Here is a 21618-nt window from a genome sequence, read left to right on the forward strand (position 1 = left end):
TGCGCACCAATCGCTCAGCCGGCGACCGCCTCGGCGACGGCCTCTGCCTCGGCGACGACCGGGCGCCACTGCGAAATCGTGTCGAGATCGATCGCGCGGATCTCGGTCGTCATGAAATCGATGAAGGCGCGGATGCGCTTGGGCAGTTGCTTGCGGCTGAGGTAGCAAAGGAAATGGCCTCGGTCGTCGGGCGCGTACTGGTCGAGTGCGGTTACGAGCAGGCCCGCCTTCATCGCATCGGCCGCAAGGCACGCGGGAAGTTGCGCGATGCCCTCGCCGCGCAGGACGGCCTGCAGCGCCAGTTCGGAATCGTTGAACGTCATCGCGCCCTGCGGCGTCACCGACGTCGACACGCCTTCGACCTTGAAGCTCCACGGCTGCAGGCGGCCATTGGCCGAACGCAGCGTGATGCAGCAGCGCGAATCGATGTCCTCGAGCTTCGAGGGCAAACCATGTTGCGCCGCGTACGACGGCGATGCGCACACGATCATCTGCATCGGGATCAGCTGCTTGGCGACGACCTGGCTGTCTTCGAGGGTGCCTTCGCGGAATGCGACGTCGACGCGCTCGCCGGCGAGATCGGGTGCGCGCTCGTCGAGCATCAGTTCGACCGCGACCTCGGGATATCGCTCACGGAAGCGCGACAGCAGCGGCGCGATCACCTTGCGCCCGAACCCGTGCGTCGCCGACACGCGCAGCTGGCCGCGCGGCGGCCCTTCGCGCAGGTCGCGCATCTCTTCCATCGCCTGCAGGATGCGGTCGACGCCCGGCCGGCAGCCGTCGTAGAACACCTCGCCTTCGGCGGTCAGCGATGTCGAGCGCGTCGTGCGCGAGAACAGGCGCGCGCCCAGCTGTCCTTCCAGCTTCTGCACGCTGCGGCTCACCGCGGAGCGGCCGACGCCGAGCCGGTCGGCAGCGCGCGCGAAGCTGCCTTCGGTCGCAACCGCGAGGAACGCGACCACGCCGGCGTAGCTCGCCGACAGGCTGGTGGGAAGCAGATCGCGATCGGGATCGCGGGACTGGAGGGTCATGGTCATCGCGTTGGATCCTGGGGGGAATGATCCTGGGTGGGGTCAACCTGGGTGGAATCGGCCTGTTTGGAATCGGGATTACGTCTTGCTGCGTCGCACATCGCGCGCCGGGCCACGTCGAGGTGGTCCCTGCACGCTTCCCTCCGCACACCGGTGGTGCGTTCGATGTCTTCGAAGCTGGCATCGAACAGCCGGTGCAGCAGGAACACGGCGCGCGTGGTCGGCGGCAGCGAATCGAGCACTGCCAGGAACTCCGACCAGACGTATTCCTTGTCCATGCCCAGTAGTCGAACCAGGGCGCGCAGTTGTGACAGGAGGAAATGGTGCTCTGACCCCTGTTTTTGCTCCTGCTTCTTGCTGCCATTGGTGCGGGACAGGCAACACGGTGCGTCCGCTGCCATGCCTACCCGGCGAGCGGGTGCGGGCCTAGCTTGTGGGCCTTCACCCAACGAGGCCTCTCCCCCATGAGCCAGCAACGCATCGACTACCGCGAGCAGTCGCCCGAACTCTTCAGCAAGCTGGTCGAGTTCAGCATGCTCGTTTCGAAATCCGGCATCGAGCCGGCGATCCAGGACCTGGTGTCCATCCGCGCTTCGCAACTCAACGGTTGTGCGTTCTGCATCGACATGCACAGCAAGGCCGCGACCATCCACGGCGAACGGCCGCTGCGCCTGTACCACCTCGCGACGTGGCGCGAATCGACGCTGTTCGAACCGCGCGAACGCGCCGCGCTCGCATGGACCGAAGCCCTCACGTCGCTGCCGCCGCAGGGCGTGCCGCAGGACATCTACGATCGCGTGCGCACGCAGTTCTCCGAGAAGGAGCTCTCGGACCTCACGTTCTCGGTGATGGCGGTCAACGCCTGGAACCGGGTCAACGTCGGCTTCAACACCACGCCCGGTTCGCTGGACAAAGCGTTCGGGCTCGACAAGGCGAATCTGTCATGAGCGAGAAGACTTCGAAGTTCCGCGCCACGTCGGTCGTCACCGGCGCGCTGCTGCTGGTCGCCGCTGCGATCGGCTATGCCGGGCCGTCGCACGCCGGCGAAAAAGGCGTCACCGCGGTGATGACCCAGGACCTGCCCGAATACCCGGGCAAGGAAGCGACGATGCTCGTGGTCGAGTATCCGCCCGGTGGCGAAGACCCCGTGCATCGCCACGACGCGCATGCCTTCCTGTACGTGCTCGAAGGCACGATCGTGATGGGCTTGAAGGGCGGCGAGGAAGTCACGCTGCATGCCGGCCAGACCTTCCACGAAGGACCGAACGACATCCACACCGTCGGCCGCAACGCAAGCAAGACCGAGCCCGCGAAGTTCGTGGTCGTGCTGCTCAAGGACAAGGACAAGCCGGTGCTCACGCCCCTCGAATGAGGGAAGCCGGGCCCCGCCACCCGGATGTCACAATGGCGTCTTCCTCCTCGTCTGTCCGGACATGGAAGACGCCACCGACACCTTCAGCCGCCTGCGACCCAGATTGCTCGGCGCCGCCTACCGCATGCTCGGCTCGCTCGCCGAAGCCGAGGACGTGGTGCAGGACGCCTGGCTGCAGTGGCACGAAGCCGACCAGGCGTCGATCGACAACGCCGAAGCGTGGCTGGTCGCGACCACGACCCGCCGCGCGATCGACCGTTTGCGTTCCGCGCACACCAACCGCGAGCAGTACGTCGGCATCTGGTTGCCCGAGCCGGTCCTCACCGACGGTCCGACCACGCCGGAACAGTTGAACGAAGTCTCCAGCGATGTGTCGATCGCCTTCCTCCTCGTGCTGGAGCGGCTCGCGCCCGATGCGCGCGCCGCGTTCCTGCTGCACGAAGTCTTCGACGCCGACTACGCCGAAATCGCGAAGACACTCGGCAAGAGCGAAGCCGCGTGCCGCCAGATCGTGCACCGTGCGAAGGCGCAGTTGCTCGAGGACCGCAAGCGTTACGTCGTCACGCAGGATGCGCACCAGCGGCTGATGAAGCGCTTCGCCGAAGCCTTGTCGACAGGCGACTTCCTCGGCCTGAAGGACATGATGGATGAGTCCGCGGTCCTGATGGGCGACGGCGGCGGCGTCGTGCAGAGCTTCCCGGAACCGATGGTCGGCGGCGAGCGCATCGCACAGCTGCTGTATGCGCCGTCGTTGCGGCCGGAGAACGGCATGCGCATCGAACTCGCGCTCATCAACGGCAACGTCGGCTTGCTGCGCTACTTCAACGGCGAGCTCGAATCCGCGCAGTCGTATGTCAGCGACGGCGAGCACATCCAGCGCATCTACGTGCAGCGCAACCCGGAGAAGCTGCGACAGATCCTGTCGCACCGGCCTTTGCACCTGCAGTAGCGATTGGTGCGCGGAACGCAACACCGCGCATCCCACTCGATATCTACCGGCTCGCCGGGCGCGAGCCTACGTTATGGCCTGCGCCGCGATCCCGCGGCGATATCGAAGAGGAAACCCCCATGAGCTTCATCACCACGGCCGACGGCACGCAGATCTTCTACAAGGATTGGGGCCGCGGCCAACCGATCGTCTTCCATCACGGCTGGCCGCTGACCGCCGACGATTGGGACGCGCAGATGCTGTTCTTCCTCGCGCAGGGATATCGCGTGATCGCGCACGACCGCCGCGGGCATGGACGTTCGACGCAGACGTCGGGCGGCCACGACATGGATACGTACGCCGCCGACGTCGCCGCGCTCGTGCAGCAGCTCGACCTGCGCGATGCCATCCACATCGGCCACAGCACCGGCGGCGGCGAAGCGACGCACTACGTCGCGAAGCACGGCAAGGGTCGCGTCGCCAAGCTCGTGCTGATCGGCGCGGTGCCGCCGGTGATGGTGAAGAGCGACAAGACGCCGGACGGCATTCCGCTGGAAGTCTTCGACGACCTGCGCAAGCAGCTCGCGAACAATCGCGCCGACGCCTACTGGACCTTCCCGATTCCGTTCTACAGCTTCAACCGCGAAGGCGCGACGCTGTCCGAGCCGATCCGCCAGAACTGGTGGCGCCAGGCGATGATGGGCGCGTCCAACGCGCAGTGGGAATGCATCAAGGCGTTCTCGGAAACCGACTTCACCGAAGACCTCAAGCAGATCGACGTGCCGACGCTGGTCATGCACGGCGACGACGACCAGATCGTGCCGGTCGGCATCTCCGCGATGCGCTCGAGCAAGCTGCTGAAGAACGCGACCCTCAAGATCTATCCGGGCTTCCCGCACGGCATGTGCACGACGCACGCCGACGTGGTGAATCCGGAACTGCTGGCCTTCATCCGTAGCTGAATCAGTAGTCCACCGGGTCGCGGACGATCGGACATGTCATGCAGTGTCCACCCCCTCGTCCGCGGCCCAACTCCGCGCCGACGATGGTGATCACTTCAACACCCGCCTTGCGCAGCTGCGTGTTGGTGTGCGTGTTGCGGTCGTAGGCGAACACGACGCCCGGCGACGCGCAGACGAGGTTCGCGCCGCTGTCCCACTGGGTGCGCTCCTGCTGATACGCGGTGCCGCCGGTTTCGACGACGCGCAGCGCCTTGAGGCCGAGCGCTTCGGCGACGACGTCGACGAACGGCTTGGCCTCGCGATGCAACGAGATGCCGCTCGGGTGGTCGCTCGGACGATACGAGAAGGTCCGCACCTGGCTGATGAACTCCGGCGCGAGCAGCACGAGGTCGCGATCGGCGAACGTGAACACCGTATCCAGGTGCATCGCGGTGCGCATCTTCGGGACCACCGCGACGATCACGCGTTCGGCCGCGCCTTTCGCGAACAGCACGCTGGCCAGTTGGCTGATCGCCTGCCGCGACGTGCGCTCGCTCATGCCGATCAGCACGTTCTTCCTGCCGATCGGCATGACGTCGCCGCCTTCGAGCGTCGCGATGCCGTGGTCGGCGAGCGGATCGCCCCACCACACGTTCACCTTGCCGGCGAACTGCGGGTGGAACTTGTAGATCGCGGTGACGAGGATCGTCTCCTCGTGGCGCGCGGGCCAGTACAACGGATTGAGCGTCACGCCGGAATAGATCCAGCAGGTCGTGTCGCGCGTGAACAGCGTATTGGGCAGCGGCGGCAACAGGTACTCGGTCTGGCCGACCGCTTCGTGAACGACCTTGAGGACATCTCCACCGAACTTCTCGGGGAACTCTTCGATCGACAATCCGCCGATCAGTGTTTCCGCCAGGTCGCGCGGGTCCATGCCATCGAGATAGCTGCGGATCTCGTGCACCAGCCCCAGGCCGACCTGGTTCGGCACGATCTGGTTGTCGAGGATCCACTTCTTGGCCTCGGGGATCGCAACGGTCTCCGCGAGCAGATTGTGCATCTCGACCACGTCGATGCCGAGGTCGCGCATCTTCGACACGAAGTCGAAGTGGTCGCGCTTGGCGTTGTCGACCCACAGCACGTCGTCGAACAACAGGCGATCGGAGTTCGTCGGCGTCAGTCGCTGGTGCGCGCGCCCCGGCGAACACACCATCACCTTGCGCAGTTGGCCGACTTCGGAATGGACACCGAACGCTTGTTCAATGGCTGCGGCCATGGCGTTGCTCCGTGCTTGTCGTTGATGTCAGATTTCGATGTAACCCGTGGCGATCCAGTACACGCCCACGATCGCGCCGATCGCGGCGGCGGCGAAGATCACCCAGTCGATCCAGCGCGCGAACACCGCCACGCCCTGTTCGCGTCGCGCCCACACGTAGAGGATCGTGCCGGGCGCATACAGCACCGCGGACAGCACGATGAACTTCAATCCGCCGGCGTAGAGCAGGAACGCGGTGTAGATCGTCGCGACGACCGCGATGGCGAGGTCGCGCCCGTGGTCGTGCGGGCGGATCCTGTCGTAGGTCTCGCCGCGCCGCGTCACCATGAAGGCATACGTCGCCACCATCAGGAACGGGATGAGCGACATCGCGCTGGTGAGGTTGAGCATCAGGCTGAAGGCGTCGCGCGACCAGTACGTCGTGATGACGATCAGCTGCACGATGATGTTCGTGGCCCACAGTGCGGCGGATGGCACCTTGTTGGCGTTCTCGACCGCGAACAGCTTCGGCATGTCGCGGTTGCGCGCCGCGGCGGACAGCACTTCCGCGCAGATCAGCGACCACGCCAGGTAGGCACCCAGCACCGACACCAGCAAGCCGACACTGACGAAGATCGCGCCCCACGGCCCGACCACCGCTTCCAGCGCCGCGGCCATCGAGGGTTGGCGCATGCCCGCGACGGTCGCGCGTTCCAGCACCGCATACGGCAGCAGCGTGACCAGCACCATCAGCGCCGTCACGATGAAGAACCCGCTGATCGTCGCGAAGCCCACGTCCTCGCGCTTCTGCGCATAGCGCGAATACACGCTCGCGCCCTCGATGCCCAGGAACACGAACACGGTCACGAGCATCGTCGAGCGCACCTGCTCGAACACCGACCCGGTCAGGTCGCCGCCGTAGAAGTTGAAGCGGAACATGTCGGCCTTGAACATGAAAGCCAGGATCACGATGAAGGCCAGGATCGGGATCACCTTGGCGATCGTCACGATCTTGTTGATCGCCGCGGCCTGCTGCACGCCGCGCAGGATCATGAAGTGGAACGCCCAGATGCCGATCGACGCCACCACGATCGCGACCACCGTGTTGCCTTCGCCGAACACCGGGAAGAACGCGCCCAGCGTGCTCTTGATCAGCACCCAGTACGACACGTTGCCGATGCAACTGCCGATCCAGTAGCCGAAGGCGGAGAGGAACCCGGGGTAGTCGCCGAACCCTTCCTTCGCATACGCGAACACGCCGGCGTCGAGCTCCGGCTTGCGCTCCGCCATGAACTGGAAGACGCGCGCGAGCATGTACATGCCGGTGCCGGCGATGAGCCACGCGATGATCGCGCCGAACGGACCGGTCGCGCTCGCGAATGTCCGCGGCAACGAGAAGATGCCCGCACCGACCATGCCGCCGACGACCATGGCGGTCAGTTGCGTCCTTGAAATCTTCTGACCACCCATGTTCGACCCCAGCGATCAACTGAACGGACGAAGCCCGCGAAGGATCGCGCCATTCACGTAAGGATCCGGTTAATCGGTATTGATGAGTCCACAGACATCGCGTTAACGGCGCTCGCCGCCTGATGCACGCCTTGTGTTGCCTGGGGAGCGCGGATGCGCTTTCGTCGCTGCACAGCTTGCGCCGCATTGCTCGCGATCGTTCCGCTCTTCCTGCACGCCCAGGAGGACGCGCTGACCGCTGCCGAATCGCTGGTGCGCGAAGGCAAGTACACGCAGGCGCATGCGTTGCTCGCGCCGCTGGAAGCGACGAACGCCGACGACCCGTCGCTCCTCTATTGGCTGGGTCGCGCGCTACTCGGCATCGGCGATGCCGCGCGTGCGCGCGTGGCTCTCGAACGCGCCATCGCGCTCGCACCGGACCGAGCGGCCACGCATCTCGCCCTGGGCCGCGCGTACCACGCACTCGGCGAAGACGCACGCGCGCGCAACCAGTTCGCGCTCGTGCTGCATTTCGACAACCTGCCGCTGGACCTCCTGACGCAGGTGCAGATCTACGACGAGGCCGCGCGCGAGGCACTGGAAGAAGCTCGGCGCACGACGATGTTCGGCTACGTCGCCGCCGGCGGGGGCCGCTATCGCGTCAACTCGACGCGCGGCACCAACGCACTCGGCGGCGGTGACCGGCGCGAAACGTTCTACAACGTGCGCGTGGGCGGCGGACTCAACCATGCCATCGACGACAGGCACGCCATCGACTTCACCCTCGACTATCGCCATCGCGACTACCAGGACGGGTCGCGCGACGACCGCGACCTGCGCTGGGGCCTCGCAGGAAGCGCGGGCTTCGACGACAGCCGCTTCGCCGGCGGGTTGCGCGGGCGCGTGAGCTATCGCGGCGAAGGCAATTATCGCAACGACGTCTCCGGTTACATCGACTGGACGCGCAACCTCGACGTCGACTCGACGTTCTCGCTCGGCATGTCGGTGGAACGCCGCCGCTATCCGCACGGCCCCCTGCGTCCGCGGAGTCGCACCGCGGCGATCGCGAGCGCCGGATGGAACCACACCTTCGCCGATGGCGCAGGCAGTTTCGGCTTCATCGGGCACGCCGGCCGGAACTACGCGACCTCCCGACCCGACGGCGACTCCGACCTGTACGGCGCGACCGCGAGCATCGACTGGACGTTCAGCGCATCGCTCGACGCGTTCGCCTACGCCTGGTGGCAACGCGACGTGTACAACACCGATCGCATGCACTTCCATCCCGACGCGCTCGACGAGAGCGTGATCCTGCGACGCGAGGACAACCTCTACGAAGGCGGCGCGGGCCTGATCTGGGCGTTCGCGGACGGGTGGTCGCTGCGGCCGGAGCTGCTGTACATCCGCGACCAGAGCAACGTGGTGGGGTTCAACTACAGTTCGACGGAAGCCTGGGTCAACGTGCGCAAGGGGTTCTGAAGTAACCTGCACCGATCATTCCCCGAACGGGTCGGTTACGTGACGCGCGCATTTGCCTCCGCCCTGCTTCTCTCCTGCGCCCTGCCCGGCATCGCGGCCGCCGAAGTGCGCCATGAATCGCTGCGCATCGAATCCCCGCGCCTCGGTGAAGTCCGCCGCATCAACGTCTATCTTCCGCCGGATTACGACCGCTGCGCCGCCGATCGCTACGATGTGCTCTACATGCCCGATGGCGGAACGGCGGAGGACTTCCCGCACGTGGCTTCGGCGGTCGACGATCTCATTCGCGCGTCGCGCATCCGCCCGATGATCGTCGTTGGCCTCGAGAACACGAATCGTCGCCGCGACATGACGTGGCCGACCGACGATCCCGCGGACCTCGAAGTCACGAAGACGCCCGGCGGCTCGGGAAAGCTGCGCGACTTCTTCCGTCACGAACTGCAACCCATCGTGGACGCGCGTTATCGCACCAACGGCGAGCGCGCGATCATCGGCGAGTCGTTCGCGGGATTGTTCATCGTCGAATCGATGCTGCGCGCGCCCGGTTTGTTCAACACGTACATCGCGCTCGACCCGAGCCTGTGGTGGAACAAGGGGCGGATGACGCAGGAGGCCGCCGCGATCATCGCTGCGTGGCCCGCGGATGGGAAAGCGCGCTTGTTCCTAGCTTCGGCCGGCGTCGACGGCAACGTCAGCGAGGTCGGACAGTTTGCCGATGTGCTGCGCACAACACCGGTCTCGTCGCTGCAATGGCGCTACGAACCGCGCCCGGACCTGAAGCACTCCAACATCTATCTCGGCATGGAGCGATCGGTGCTCGAAGCCTTGTTCCCGATCGGCGAGCCCGCCGCGCGGACTTGCCGCTGACTGCGTGACCCCGCGCTCGCTTACGCGAGCGCTTCGCTGGGATCGGACAGAGGTGCCTCGTGGGCGCGAACGTCGGTTCGCGCGCGACGCGGCGCCCGCGTCGCCAGGTGCCGCTTGATGCCCACCATCACGGGGATCGCGACCACGAAGAGCAGCGCGAGCCCGAGGAAGATTTCATCGAAGGCGCGCGCGCCCGATTGTTGATTGACCATCCGCGCGAGCAATGCGGTGCTCGCCGACGCAGCATCGGACGCGCCGTCGATGGTTCCCGCCAGCGCGCTCGTCGCAGCGGCTTGCGTCGACTCCAGTGCGGCGCTTCCCGGCTGCAGGTACTGCGACAGCACCATCGCGTGCGCGGGCATGCGCCACTCCAGCATCGTCGTGACGAATGCCAGCCCCGCCAGTCCGCCCACCTGCCTGCCGACGTTGAACAGCGCGACGCCGTTGGCCATCCATCCGCTGGCCAATCGACCCAGCGTCATCATCGTGAGCGAGACGAACAGCACGCCCATGCCGAAGCCGCGAAGCCACGTCGCGAGCCGCACCTGCGGCTCGCCCGTCTGCGCGCTCGAGAAGGAGAGCAGCCACATGCCCGCCATGAACAGCACGATGCCGACGGGCACCGGCGCGAGACTCGGCACGCGACCGGATTGCAGGACCGCGGCGGCCAGCAGCAAACCGGCTGCGACCGCGATGGAACTCGTCAGCGCAAGTTGCCCGACGTATTCCGGACTGAGCGACAACACGACGGTGCCGAACAGCGGAATCGCCGCGCCGCTGCCGAACAGCGCGAAGCCCGCAAAGAAGCTCGCGCACAAGCCGAGGACGAAGTCGCCGTTTCCACCGATGCTTCGCAGGAATCGCAGCGTCGCGGGACGACGGACCCATAGCCACGAGGCGGCGACCAGCGCGATGCTCGCGAGCACCGCGACCAGCCGGATGTGGCCGGCATCGAACCAGTCGAATCGCGCCCCTTCCTGCAGGACGTAGACCCCGCCCACGATGCCCGAAGCGAGCAGGAGCATCGTGCCGAACGCGGGCGCTTGCGGTGACGCAACGGAAACAGCATCCGCGTCCTGCGAAAGATGGAACACGCCGGCTGCGAGCGCCGCCGCCAGCGAACCTCCGACGAACACGACGCGCCAGTCGGCGTGATCGGTCGCCCATCCATGCAACGCGGGCGCGAGCATCACGGGCACGACGACGAGCGCCAATGCCAGCGTTCCTTGCAGCAGCGGTTGCCTGGTCGCCGAGTAGGAACGGAACACGAGCGTTTGTCCGCCCACCAGGACGAGCGCGCCGAAGAGGCCCTGCGCGACACGAACCAGGACCGCCGCTTCGAGTGCAGGCGCAAACGCGAGCGCTGCAGTCGCTGCCGCGAGACACCAACCACCGATCGACACCGTGCGCTTCATGCCGTATCGCGCAATGAGCCAGGGCGCAAGTGCGAACGCCATGAGCTTGGCCGCGACGTACCCGATGTTCAACCATGCCGCTTCGTCGGGCGTCGCCGCGAACCCGCCCATCACTTGCGCGCGATTGACGGACGACAGCGTGCCGTTGACACCATCCACCGCGATCAACGCAGCGATGGCGGACAGCGCGATCGACCGGCGCAGCACACTGGCCATGTCGGCGTTCAATTCGTCGCGGTCGTGGCGCCGCCGCTGTCTGCGTGGATCGTCACTTCGGCCGAGAGCCCGGCAAACAGCTTGCCCGACAACGCGTGCGAAGGCGCCAGCACGATCTTGACCGGCACGCGCTGCACGATCTTCGTGAAGTTGCCGGTGGCGTTGTCGGCCGGCAGCAAGGCGAACTGCGCGCCGCTGCCTGGCGCGATGCCGTCGACCGTGCCGCTGAGCTCGACGCCGGGATACATGTCGAACGTCACTTCGGCGCGATCCCCGACCTTGACGTCGGTCAGCTGCGTTTCCTTGTAGTTGGCGATCACCCAGATGTCGCGCAGCGGCACCAGCGACAACGCGGCGGCGCCAGGCGCGACGTAGCGACCGACGCGCACCTGGCGATTCGCGACGACGCCGTCGACGGGCGCGCGGACCACCGTATGCCCCAACGCGATCGTCGCGAGTTCGCGTGCCGCTTCGGCCTGCCGCATCGCGGCGGCGATCTCCTGCCTCTGCGCGCGGAGCACCTGGAGTTTGTCGGATTGCGCCGTGCGATTCGCGCGCGCCGCGTCGCTCGCCGCCAGCGCCTTGAGATGCGTGGCGTCCGCCGCTTCCTGCGCCTGCCGGCTGGCCGCGTTCTGCGCCACGAGGTCCGCGAATCGACGCGCGTCCAGCGATGCGCGATTCGCCTCTACTTCGGCGGCGCGCACTTCGGCGCCCGCCTGGCCGATCATCGTCTCCTGCAACTGGATCTGCTTCTCGAGGCTCGCGAGCGCGGAAACCTGGCGCGACACGTTGGCGCGCGCCTCCTCGAGGTGCGCACGGTAGTCGGCATCCTCGATCCGGAAGAGCACGTCGCCGCTCTTCACCGCCGCGTTGTCGTCGACGAGCACCTCCGACACGTAGCCGGAGGCACGCGGCGCGATCGGAGTGACCTCACCGCGCGTGTAGGCGTTGTCCGTCGAGACCGACGCGCCCTTCCACAGCCAGCCATGGGTCGCCCACGCGAGGGCGCCCACCGTCGTGCAACTGGCGAGCACGACGAGAAGGACGCGGCGCCTGCGCGCATTCCGGGGGGAGGTCGGGTTCATGTCGGTGTCCGCTGGCTTCGCGAGTTAGGTACTTTGCAGTACCGATTGAGCAGAAAGGTAATCGTCGGTACCCTGCGCGTCAAGTCCCACGGATCGTGCCCATGCCGAATCCCAACGATTCCCTGCAGCGTCGGAGCCGGCGCAACACCGACGCCCTGCGCAGCCAGATCCTCGACGCGGCCAGCGAACTCTTCCTCCGCGACGGCTATGCCAACACCAGCGTCGACGCAGTCATCGCCAAGGTGGGCGGCTCCAAGCGCGCGATCTACAGCCACTTCGGCGGCAAGGAAGACCTGTTCGCCGCGATGATCGCCGACCTCTCCGAACAGGCGTTGGTCGCGATCGAACCGGAGGAGCGCGCGGGCGACGACGTGCGCCACGAACTCATCCGTGCAGCACGGGCGATCATGGGCATCCTGATGGATCCCCGAACGATCGCGCTTTACCGCGTGGTGATCGCCGAGAGTGGCCGGATGCCCGGGCTCGCCGAAACGTTTCTCCAGAGCGGCCCTGGCCGCGCGACCGAAAGCCTGGCGCGGCTGCTTCGGCACTATTCGCGTGCAGGGTTGGTCGACGTCGCCAATCCCCGCGAAGCCGCGGAACACTTCATCGGCATGCTGCGCGACGAATCCCACCTGGAAGTCGTGCTGGGTGTTCGGAAGCCGCTGGGCGAACGCGCACAACGGGCGCGCGTGGAGCGCGTGGTCGACATCTTCCTGGTCGGCGTTCTCGCCAGGTGATCGCTTCGATCACTCAGCGCACGGCCGTCCAACCGCCGCCCAGGCTCTGATGCAGCGACACGATCGCCGTCAGTCGATCGGCGCGCGCCTGGATCAGCAGGATTTCGCCGGCGAGCTTCGCGCGCTGCGCATCGAGTTGTTCGAGGTACGGCGAGTAGCCCGACCGGTAACGCTTCGTGGCGAGTTCCAAAGCCGCGGTGGCCGCCTCGTTCTGCGCTTGCAGCGCCTGCTCCTGTTCCGCGCTGCGCTGGATCGTGGAGAGCGCATCCTCCACTTCGCGGAACGCGACGATCACGGTGCGGCGATACGCGAAGGCGGCCTGGTCGCGACGCGCGGCCGCCGCGTCCGCCTGCGCTTCCAGCTTTCCGCGCTGGAAGAGCGGCGCGAGCACGCTTGCGCCGAGAGTGAAGACATCCACGCCGCTGCGCAGGATGTTCGATTCCACCGTGCCCAGCGAGCCGGAAAGCTGGAGTCGCGGGAGGAATGCCGCGCGCGCCGCATCGAGGCTGCGATCGGCGGCGACGAGTTGATGCTCGGCTTGCGCAATGTCGGGGCGACTGCGCAACAACGACGAAGGCACGCCTGCGGGCGGCGGTTCCGCGACGCGCAGGTCGACGAGCGCGAGACCGCGCACGATGCCGCCGGGATTGTCGCCAAGCAGGACGCGCAGTGCGTGTTCCTGTCGCGCGATCGCGAGTTGCGTTGCCGGAATGGCCTGCGCGGCGGCCTGATAGTCGGCTTCGGATTGCGCGAGTTCGAGTCGCGTTCCGTAGCCCGCGTCCACGCGCCTGCGGATGAGGCGCAAGGTTTCCCCGCGCGCCTCCAGCGTGTCGTGCAGCAGCACGAGGCGTGCGTCCAGCGCGCGCAGCGTGATGTAGCCGCCGATCATCGTGGCCGCGACCGACAGGCGCAGGGTGTCGCGTGCTTCCTCGGTCGCGAGCAGCGAGGCCCTCGCGGATTCACTGGCCGCGCGCAGGCGCCCGAACAGATCGACTTCGTAGGACGCGAACACCTGCGCCTGCCCGTACGTCTGCGTCAATCCGCGCCCGAAAGCATTCACAGCACGCTGGCGACCACCGGTGGCCGAGAACGCCACGTCCGGCCCGGCGAGGCCTTCAACGAAATGGAACTGCGCACGCGCTTCGTCGACGCGCGCGGCGGCGATCGCGAGGTCGACGTTGCCGGTGATCGCCTCCTCCACGAGACGATCGAGCACGGGATCGTCGAACGCGCGCCACCAGTCGCCGCGCAGATCGGCCGCGCCGGTCGCGGCGGGACCGAGCCATTCGGCCGGCGGGACGACATTCGCCGCCGGCGGCGGATCGGGCCGTGGTCCCATGCATGCCGCGAGCAGGAACATGCAACACGCCAGCGCTGCGATGCGCTTCATGGCGATCGGTCGTCGACATGCACGACGACGGACATGCCGGGTCGCAGCCGCGGCAATGCGGCCTGGCCGGGATCGATCGAGATGCGCACGCCGATGCGTTGCGGCACCTTCACGAAGTTGCCTGTCGCGTTGTCCGGCTTGAGCACCGCGAACTCGGAACCGGCGGCAGGCGACAGACGTTCGGCACGTCCGGTCATCTCCTCGCCGCCCAATGCATCCACGGTGAAGCGCACCTTCTGTCCTCGCTTCATGCGCGCGATCTGTTGCTCCTTGAAGTTCGCGATGATCCAGCGATCGGGAGGCACGAGCGCCATCAGTTGCACGCCATTGGTGACGTACTGGCCAAGTCGCACGCCGACTTCGCCGACCTGCCCGGATTCCGGCGCGCGGATGACGGTGTTGCCGAGGTCGATCTCGGCGAGATGCAGTTGCGCGGCCGCGGCTTCGACTTGCGCTTGCAGTCCGGCGCGGCCGACATCGACGGTGCGCAGATCCTGGCGTGCGATTTCCTGCGTGGCCAGCGACTGCCGCACGCCCGCCTCGGCCTGTCGCAGGGTCGCCGCGGTCTGGTCGCGTTCGCGGATCGAGATGGAGCCGTCGCGCACGAGGTCTTCCGCGCGCGCCATGTCGGCCTGCGCGCGCAGCAGCTGCGCGCGCGCGTTCGCCAAACCCGCCACCTGGGAATCGATCCCGGCGCTACGCGACGCACGCGCCTGCGCGCTGTTGGCCAGCGCTGCGCGCTGCGCGGCGAGATTCGCGCGCGCCTGCTCGACGCGTGCGCGATAGATGCGATCGTCGATGGACACCAACGGCTGCCCCTTGCGGACGTCCTGGTAGTCGTGCACGTGCACGGCGACCACGTAGCCGCTGACCTGCGGCGCGATGAAGGCCACGCGCCCTCTCACGTACGCGTTGTCGGTGGTCTGCACGCGGCCACCGAAGGGCGGCAGGTCCCACGCCGACAGGATGAACAACAGCGCCGCGATGGCGAGCACCGCGATCAACACGAGATTGCGCCGGCGCAACGGCGGCGGACGCCACGGTGCGGCGTTCCCACCCGGCGGCGGCGCGGGCCCGGGAGCGGGCGCGGATGACGGCTGCGGCGGTGGCTGTTGCGGCGGTGGCGCCTGCGGCGGCGGAACGTTGTCGTTGCTCATCGGTTCGGGTCCAGCGCCGATGGATCGCCCTTCCGGGCGGCCACGGCAATGAGATACGCCACGTAGAGACCCGTGGCCGCGGCGAGGATCGCGACCACGCGAAACACGTCGTTGAACGCAAGCACGTTCGCTTCGCGGTTCAACGCCTGCGCCAGGAGTGCGCCGCTGCGCGCGCTGCGCAGACCGGGATCGACGACGCTCGGCGCAAGCGTCGATGCGCCTCCCTGCAAGCGGGTCGCGACGTTGGCGTCCGACGCGACCAACTGCGCCGAGAGCACCTGCGCATGCTCACGCGCCGCGATCTGCTGGTACGAACCGAGCAACGCCGATCCCGCGAGGCCGCCGACGTTCTGCGTCACGCCGAAGAGCACGACGAAGCTCACGAGGAACTGCGGCGTGGCGGCGCGCAGGCGAAACAGTCCGTACAACAGCGCCGGCCCGATGAACAGCGTCGTGCCGAAACCGATCAACGCCTGGCTCACGTACAACTGTTCCGGTCGCGTGAGATTGTTGGCATCGCTGTCGAGCCAGGCGCCGATCGCGATGATGAAGGCCGCGGCCATCACCTGGTAAGGCAGGCGCGCGAGCGACAACGTCACCGCGGCGGTGAGCGTTCCCAGCACCATCGCCACGAGCACCCACAGGAACAACGTGCGCAATTGATCGTTGTTCAACCCGCCCGACGTGAGCAACCCCACCGCCCCGTAGCTTTGCTCCGCGAGTGCGAGTCGCACGAGGACCGCCACCGCCGTGAAGCGCAGGAGATCGGCGGTGCCCAGCCACGTCACGTGGATGAGCGGGACCCTGCGGGAGCGTTCGATGCCGATCGCGACCGCGAACAACACCACCGACACGGCCAGCATCACGCCGAGCCACGGCGTGTCCGTCCACCACACCACGCGCCCCAGGCCCAGCACGCCGCAGAGCAGCACGAAGGCCGGCACCAGGATTGCGATCGTCACGAAGTCGAGGCGCTCGAACGCCTGCAACCGATGGCTTGGCGGCAACGACAACGACCATGTGAACGCAAGCGCGGCCAGCGCCGTGCCCAATTCGAACAGGCGCAGTCCGCGCCAAGCGTCCTGCGCCAGCAACTCCACCGGCACCATGCGCGCAAGCGGCGTGGCGAACTGCGGAAGCACGATCGCGATCGCGACCGCCGCGGGCCGCACCTTCTTCGAGAGCGCCTGCAGCAACGCGTAGAGGCCGAGCGTCGTCAGCGCGGCCGCGGCGATGCCGCTCGCCGCGCGCACCGCGATGGCGGTGGCGAACCCGGGCATCGCGAACTGCAGCAACGCCATGCACACGTACAACACGACGACCGCGCGCGTGATCAGCGGAATGCCGAACCGCCAGCGCGACTTGATCAGCATCAGGTTGGCGCAGGCGTTCATCGCAACGAAGATCGCCGGCAGCCAACTCGCGAGCACGACGTACTCACCGATGCCGCCCGCGAGACTCGCGATATTGACGGTCACCAGCGCGTTGGCGAACGACCCGGAGATGCCGACGCCGATCGCGACCAATCCGTACTTGACCCGGCGCGGCCACGGATGCCAGGGCGTGTAAGGCGAGCCCGGCACGACCGGCTGTTCATCCGGTCCGAAGACGTAGTCCTGTTGCGCCGTCGCCATGCCCACAGCGTCGCCAAGTCGGTTGGCACGATGCATCACCCATTCGGGTTGCGCATCGCGGGTGTAGGCTGAAACGGTGCGGCGCGTGTCCTACCGGCTTGTCCTTGCTCCCGTGTTCCTGATCGCCCTGGTTGGAGGCGCCCTCTTGCTCACGAACCGACTCGCACCCCAGGCCACCGGCGTGCCGAGCCATGCATTGCCGTTGCAGCCTGCGCAGACCGGGATCGATCGCGAACTCTCGCCGCTGCTCGCCGCGCATCCCGGCAAGACCGGCGCGATCTTCCTGACCGATGGCGTCGACGCGTTCGCGGCGCGCGCCCTCTCTGCACGCAAGGCCGGACGCAGCCTCGACCTGCAGTACTTCATCTGGCACAACGATCTCACCGGGCGCCTGCTGGCGAGCGAAGCCCACGACGCTGCCGAGCGCGGCGTGCGCGTGCGCATCCTCCTCGACGACATGAATGCGAGCGGCCTCGATCCGCACCTGCTCGCCCTCGACGCGCATCCCAACATCGAGCTGCGGCTGTACAACCCGTTCCGCAACCGCGAGAGCGTCGGACGCGCCTTCGAACTGATGAGGCGCATGGTCAGCATGAACCACCGCATGCACAACAAGGCGTGGATCGCCGACGGCCGTGTCGCGATCGTGGGGGGACGCAACATCGGCGAGCAGTACTTCAGCGCCGACGCGGAGGTGAACTTCCGCGACCTCGACCTGCTCCTGCTCGGGCCGGCGGCACAGCAGGCGACGGCCATCTTCGACGCCTACTGGAACAGCACGGCGGCGGTGCCCATTTCGACGCTGGGCGCCGGGAAACCGGAGGCGTTGCGCGCCCTGCTCGCCAAGGTCATTCGCGACGCCCGGGGCGAAGGCGCGCGACGCTATCTCGATCGCGTCGCCGATTCGCAACTGGCGCGCGATTACTACGGCAATGTGCTGCATCCCCATTGGAGCGCGGGCATCCAGATCGTCGCCGATCCACCGGTGAAAGGCGCGAGCGACAACCGCGCCGAATGGCTGGTCGGGCGACTCACGTCGAGGATCTCCGCCGCACGCAGCGAGGTGTATGTCATCTCGCCCTACTTCGTGCCGGGTGAAGACGGCACGGCGATGCTCTCCGCCTTGACGAAGCGCGGCGCGCGAGTCGGCGTCGTCACCAATTCGCTGGCGGCCACCGACGTTTACGCGGTGCATGCCGGATACGCTGCGTACCGGGGCCGCCTCGTCGGACACGGCGTGGACATCCACGAACTTCGTGCCAGCGCGCGCGAGCGCACGGCGAAGACGCTCGTCGGCAAGCGGGCCAGCCTGCACACCAAGGCCTTCGTGCTGGACGGCGAGCGCGGCTTCGTCGGTTCGTTCAACGTCGACCCGCGCTCGAAGAACCTCAACACCGAGATGGGCGTGTTGTTCGACGACCCGGTGATGGCGTCTCAACTGCGCGACGAATACTTGCGCCTGAGCGGTTCGGACCTGAGTTACCGGGTGTACCGGGACAAGCAGGGAGACCTGCGCTGGCTCGACGGCGCGCAGCCCACGCAACGCGTGCTCGATCGCGAACCCGACGCCGGTCTCTGGCGTCGCGCGCTCGTGCGAATTTCGAGCTGGTTGCCGATCGAGTCGCAGTTGTAGCGCACGCCGCGATGAGCGCTTCGCAATCGAATGCGTTGCAAGCGTGGTTGCAGCGCGCGATCGACGCGTATCGCGCGATCGACAACGACGATCGCACGTTGTCCGATGCAGCCGCGGCGATGGCGACACGGGCGTCCGCCGAAGTCTTCGCACGCGTGCTGCGGCAGCATCCCGATGGATGGTCGGCGGGACCGCGACAAGTGGGCGACGTAGGTTTGCACGTCGAATTTCGCGACGTCTCGGACCATCTTCGACCGCCGCTGCGGATCAGGCGTGCGCAGGATGTCGCGATGGATGTATTCGGCGGCCAGCGTCACAGCCGTCCTGGTTTCGGCGTGCCTGTTGCGACGTTGTCGTCCCGCCAGGATGCGTCGTCGTTGGATCGACTCGCGCCGCAAACCGGCGCGTTCCGCAATCTCACTGCGTGGATCGAGCCCGATGCTCGCGAGGATGCAACACCTCGCCTCGTGCTGGCCGATCCACTGAAACTCGATGCGGTTTCGATCGGCGCGCATCGCTTCCCGCTCGCATGCGACACGTCCGCGGCGTATGCGTGGTGCATGGAGATCTCGAAGCTCGAACGCTTGGGCCTGTGGGGCCTGGTGGGCGGGAAGAAAATCGGACTTCGCTCCGGCCTGTACCTGCTCGAGGATTATGACCCCGGCAAGCGTCCGCTGGTGATGATCCATGGCCTGGGCAGCAATCCGCTGATCTGGTCGCATCTGTCGAATGCGATCTGGGGCGACGAGCAACTCCGCGCGCGATTCCAGATCTGGCAAGTGGTGCATCAGACCGATGCGCCGCTGCTGGCGGCGCGCCTGCGCATCCAGGACTACCTGGACGAGGCATGGCATGTGCTCGATCCGACCGGCAACGCAAGGGCGCGCGCGAGTGCCGTGTTCGTCGGCCACAGCATGGGCGGCGTGGTCGCTCGCTTGCTCTGCTCCGACAGCGGCGATGCGCCATGGAATGCCGCGTTCCTCGTTCCGCCCGAGTCGCTCGATGCGCGTGCGGAAGACCTGGACGTGATCAAGCGGATTTTCTTCTTCCATCCGTATCCGGGCGTGTCCCGCGCGATCTTCCTCGCAGCGCCGCATCGAGGAAGCCCCGAGGCAGCCACCATGCTCGGGCGCGTCACCGGGGATTTCGTTGGACGACGCGCGATCGAAGTGCAGGCGATGCGCCGCATCGCCAATGCCAATCCATCGGCGTTGCGACCGGTAATGCGCGATGTGCTCCGGCAAGGGTGGATCAACAGCATCACGACCCTGCAATCGGAGCAGCCCGTGCGTCGCGCGACCGAAGCGCTGTTGCCGCCTGCCGGATTTCCGTATCACACGATCGCCGGCGCGCAACCGGGTCGCCGAACCGACGGCGTCGTGCCGCTCGACAGCGCGCTGCTTCCCGGCGCCGCATCGTCGCTCGTCGTCGAATCGGGGCACCGCGTCCACGAGAATCCGCAGGCCATCGCGGAGGTCCTGCGCATCCTTCGCGAGTGAACCGCTGCGAACAGGCGCATGATGGCGATCGCACAAAACCAGGGTGGACGACATGCCCCACGTCATCGTCAAGCTGTGGCCGGGAAAGACCGAAGCGCAGAAGACCGCGCTGGCCGACGCGATCGCACGGAACGTCATCGACCTCCTCGGCTCGCGCGAGGCCTCCGTGTCGGTGTCCTTCGAGGAGATCCCGTCGGAAGAATGGGCCGAGAAGGTGGTCGCGCCCGATATCACCGCGAAGCCGGGGAATCTCTACAAGAAGCCCGGATACAGCGTGTAGGCGAAGCTATCCCTGCTTCGCCGTGTGCGCGACAACTTCACCCGCGGTGATCTGCGGCGGATTCGGAAGCAATGGCGCCATGTTCTGGCGCACCCAATCCGCAGCCTGCCTGTTGCAGTCTTCGACGCCCGCCAGATCCTGGAAGACGCTCGTCGAGATCATTACGCCACCCCCGGCGTCCGCCCAGTAGTACGCCACGAACCCCGGCATCTGCCTGATGAGCGGCACGAAGCCTTCGTTGACCCGGCGCCCTGCCTCGCCGGGATCGGTCACGCCTTCATACCGCCGAGTCGTTGCGTACATGGGGCACCTCCTTCCGGGCGGACGTGACACCCACGCAACGGTCTGGCCGTTTCAACCCGGCCAGCGTCGGCGCTACAGGCGGGGCGTTACCGCTGGCTGAGCGCCGCGACGCCGCGAACATCCAACGAACGAACGGCGTCTTCGATCACGTTCGCAACATCATCCGGACGCGACAGCATCGGCACGTGGCCCGACAACAGCGACACCGTGTTCGCCTGGATCTTGTTCGCCAGCGCGCGTTGCGCATCGGGATCGAACATGCGATCGGTCTCCGCGACGATGTACCAGCTCGGCTTCGACATCCACGCGGGCGTGCCCACGTGCTCGTCGTAGTTCGCGGCGCGGAGCGGCGCCTGCGACGCGGCGATCACCACCGCGTCCTTCGGCGGCACGTCCTGCACGAAGTCGGTGAGGATCGTCTGTCGTGCCAACGTCACGTAACCGTCGGGCGTGGTCACCGGATTCGCGAGGCCGGGCGCTGCGGGGAAATCCTTGAAGTCATCGCGCGACGACGCGCCGGCAGACGGTGCGAAGCCCGCGACATACACGAGCGCCTTCACCTTCGCGTTCGCGCCGGCCTCGGTGATCACCGTGCCGCCCCACGAATGCCCCACCAGCACGACCGGACCGGTCTGTGCGTCGATGACGCGACGGGTGGCATCGACGTCGTCCTGCAAAGAGGTCAGCGGATTGTCCACGACGACGGTCTTGATGCCCTTGGCTTCGAGCACCGGAATCAACTTGTTCCAGGACGAAGCGTCGTCGAGGAACGCGCCGTGCACGAGGACGACCGTTGGCGAATCGACCGGCGGTTCCGCCGGCGCCTTGTCGGCAGCGGCAACGGTCGAGCTTGCGGCGATCAGCGCAGCGCCAAGGAGGAAGCTGGAGAACCTGTTCATGTGCGGCCTGCGAAGTGGCTTGCGACACATGGGATTTCGGGCGTG

At 66.9% G+C, this 21618-nt stretch carries 21 protein-coding genes; 10 read left to right on the plus strand and 11 right to left on the minus strand.

The features are described 5' to 3' along the window. Window positions 1-14 precede the first annotated feature (14 nt). Both LK996_RS11690 and LK996_RS11695 read right to left on the minus strand, forming a co-directional pair. Window positions 15-1037: a LysR family transcriptional regulator gene (locus LK996_RS11690; protein WP_343225879.1), complete on the minus strand. Its 1023-nt coding sequence runs from the start codon at window positions 1035-1037 to the stop codon at window positions 15-17. Continuing rightward, on the minus strand, window positions 1034-1309 hold the full coding sequence (locus LK996_RS11695; RefSeq protein WP_230527441.1) for a sigma factor-like helix-turn-helix DNA-binding protein: 276 nt from the start codon (window positions 1307-1309) through the stop codon (window positions 1034-1036). Before LK996_RS11695 ends, LK996_RS11690 begins: the two co-directional genes overlap by 4 nt. Window positions 1310-1495: 186 nt before the next feature. Here LK996_RS11695 and LK996_RS11700 point away from each other — a divergent pair, with 186 nt between their 5' ends. The 4 genes from LK996_RS11700 to LK996_RS11715 all read left to right on the plus strand — a co-directional run bounded on the left by LK996_RS11700 (window position 1496) and on the right by LK996_RS11715 (window position 4293). Next, on the plus strand, window positions 1496-1978 hold the full coding sequence (locus LK996_RS11700; RefSeq protein ID WP_230527443.1) for a carboxymuconolactone decarboxylase family protein: 483 nt from the start codon (window positions 1496-1498) through the stop codon (window positions 1976-1978). Next, a complete protein-coding gene (locus LK996_RS11705; RefSeq protein WP_230527445.1) occupies window positions 1975-2403 on the plus strand; it encodes a cupin domain-containing protein in 429 nt (142 codons plus the stop codon). The genes LK996_RS11700 and LK996_RS11705 overlap by 4 nt, the downstream gene beginning before the upstream one ends. A 61-nt stretch (window positions 2404-2464) precedes the next feature. After that, window positions 2465-3352, plus strand: coding sequence for an RNA polymerase sigma-70 factor (locus tag LK996_RS11710; protein WP_230527447.1), 888 nt, complete (start codon window positions 2465-2467; stop codon window positions 3350-3352). Window positions 3353-3471: 119 nt separating this feature from the next. Continuing rightward, window positions 3472-4293: an alpha/beta fold hydrolase gene (locus LK996_RS11715; protein ID WP_230527449.1), complete on the plus strand. Its 822-nt coding sequence runs from the start codon at window positions 3472-3474 to the stop codon at window positions 4291-4293. A 1-nt stretch (window position 4294) separates the two neighbouring features. Here the strand turns inward: LK996_RS11715 and arcA are convergent, their stop codons facing one another. Then, window positions 4295-5548: an arginine deiminase gene (arcA, locus tag LK996_RS11720; RefSeq protein WP_230527450.1), complete on the minus strand. Its 1254-nt coding sequence runs from the start codon at window positions 5546-5548 to the stop codon at window positions 4295-4297. Window positions 5549-5575: 27 nt separating this feature from the next. Further along, entirely contained in the window at window positions 5576-6997 is a 1422-nt protein-coding gene (locus LK996_RS11725; RefSeq protein ID WP_230527451.1) for a basic amino acid/polyamine antiporter, read from the minus strand. Between the two features lie 153 nt (window positions 6998-7150). Here LK996_RS11725 and LK996_RS11730 point away from each other — a divergent pair, with 153 nt between their 5' ends. Further along, the gene (locus tag LK996_RS11730; RefSeq protein ID WP_230527452.1) at window positions 7151-8455 is read left to right on the plus strand and encodes a tetratricopeptide repeat protein; all 1305 of its coding nucleotides are present in this window, start codon (window positions 7151-7153) and stop codon (window positions 8453-8455) included. 39 nt (window positions 8456-8494) lie between these two features. Beyond that, window positions 8495-9322 carry an alpha/beta hydrolase gene (locus tag LK996_RS11735; RefSeq protein ID WP_230527454.1) on the plus strand — a complete coding sequence of 276 codons (828 nt, stop codon included), beginning with the start codon at window positions 8495-8497 and terminating at the stop codon, window positions 9320-9322. Between the two features lie 20 nt (window positions 9323-9342). Here LK996_RS11735 and LK996_RS11740 read toward each other — a convergent pair whose 3' ends face one another. Both LK996_RS11740 and LK996_RS11745 read right to left on the minus strand, forming a co-directional pair. After that, window positions 9343-10953, minus strand: coding sequence for an MFS transporter (locus LK996_RS11740; protein ID WP_230527456.1), 1611 nt, complete (start codon window positions 10951-10953; stop codon window positions 9343-9345). Window positions 10954-10961: 8 nt separating this feature from the next. Next, complete coding sequence (locus LK996_RS11745; RefSeq protein WP_230527458.1) at window positions 10962-12038, minus strand: HlyD family secretion protein; 1077 nt, start codon at window positions 12036-12038, stop codon at window positions 10962-10964. Window positions 12039-12139: 101 nt separating this feature from the next. Between LK996_RS11745 and LK996_RS11750 the strand changes: the two genes are divergently transcribed. Then, a complete protein-coding gene (locus tag LK996_RS11750; protein ID WP_230527460.1) occupies window positions 12140-12778 on the plus strand; it encodes a TetR/AcrR family transcriptional regulator in 639 nt (212 codons plus the stop codon). Window positions 12779-12791: 13 nt separating this feature from the next. On the opposite strand, the gene LK996_RS11755 is transcribed toward LK996_RS11750, so the two are convergent. Genes LK996_RS11755 through LK996_RS11765 form a run of 3 tightly spaced genes read right to left on the minus strand, consistent with a single transcriptional unit; the run spans window position 12792 to window position 16995 of the window. Then, window positions 12792-14168 (minus strand): efflux transporter outer membrane subunit, encoded by a 1377-nt coding sequence (locus LK996_RS11755; RefSeq protein WP_230527462.1) that lies wholly within the window; start codon window positions 14166-14168, stop codon window positions 12792-12794. After that, entirely contained in the window at window positions 14165-15325 is a 1161-nt protein-coding gene (locus tag LK996_RS11760; protein ID WP_230527464.1) for an HlyD family secretion protein, read from the minus strand. Before LK996_RS11760 ends, LK996_RS11755 begins: the two co-directional genes overlap by 4 nt. Beyond that, on the minus strand, window positions 15322-16995 hold the full coding sequence (locus tag LK996_RS11765; protein WP_230527466.1) for an MFS transporter: 1674 nt from the start codon (window positions 16993-16995) through the stop codon (window positions 15322-15324). Before LK996_RS11765 ends, LK996_RS11760 begins: the two co-directional genes overlap by 4 nt. Window positions 16996-17104: 109 nt before the next feature. Between LK996_RS11765 and LK996_RS11770 the strand changes: the two genes are divergently transcribed. From LK996_RS11770 to LK996_RS11780, 3 genes are read left to right on the plus strand one after another with little or no spacing between them, the layout of a single operon-like run. Then, window positions 17105-18592 carry a phospholipase D family protein gene (locus LK996_RS11770; RefSeq protein ID WP_255656805.1) on the plus strand — a complete coding sequence of 496 codons (1488 nt, stop codon included), beginning with the start codon at window positions 17105-17107 and terminating at the stop codon, window positions 18590-18592. An 11-nt stretch (window positions 18593-18603) separates the two neighbouring features. Then, entirely contained in the window at window positions 18604-20091 is a 1488-nt protein-coding gene (locus tag LK996_RS11775; protein ID WP_230527470.1) for an esterase/lipase family protein, read from the plus strand. Between the two features lie 52 nt (window positions 20092-20143). Further along, the gene (locus LK996_RS11780; protein WP_230527472.1) at window positions 20144-20371 is read left to right on the plus strand and encodes a tautomerase family protein; all 228 of its coding nucleotides are present in this window, start codon (window positions 20144-20146) and stop codon (window positions 20369-20371) included. 6 nt (window positions 20372-20377) lie between these two features. Here LK996_RS11780 and LK996_RS11785 read toward each other — a convergent pair whose 3' ends face one another. Both LK996_RS11785 and LK996_RS11790 read right to left on the minus strand, forming a co-directional pair. After that, a complete protein-coding gene (locus LK996_RS11785; RefSeq protein ID WP_230527473.1) occupies window positions 20378-20674 on the minus strand; it encodes a hypothetical protein in 297 nt (98 codons plus the stop codon). Window positions 20675-20760: 86 nt separating this feature from the next. Then, complete coding sequence (locus LK996_RS11790; protein WP_230527475.1) at window positions 20761-21573, minus strand: alpha/beta fold hydrolase; 813 nt, start codon at window positions 21571-21573, stop codon at window positions 20761-20763. Window positions 21574-21618 lie beyond the last annotated feature (45 nt).

The organism is Noviluteimonas lactosilytica, from assembly GCF_020866925.1.
Classification (GTDB): domain Bacteria; phylum Pseudomonadota; class Gammaproteobacteria; order Xanthomonadales; family Xanthomonadaceae; genus Noviluteimonas; species Noviluteimonas lactosilytica.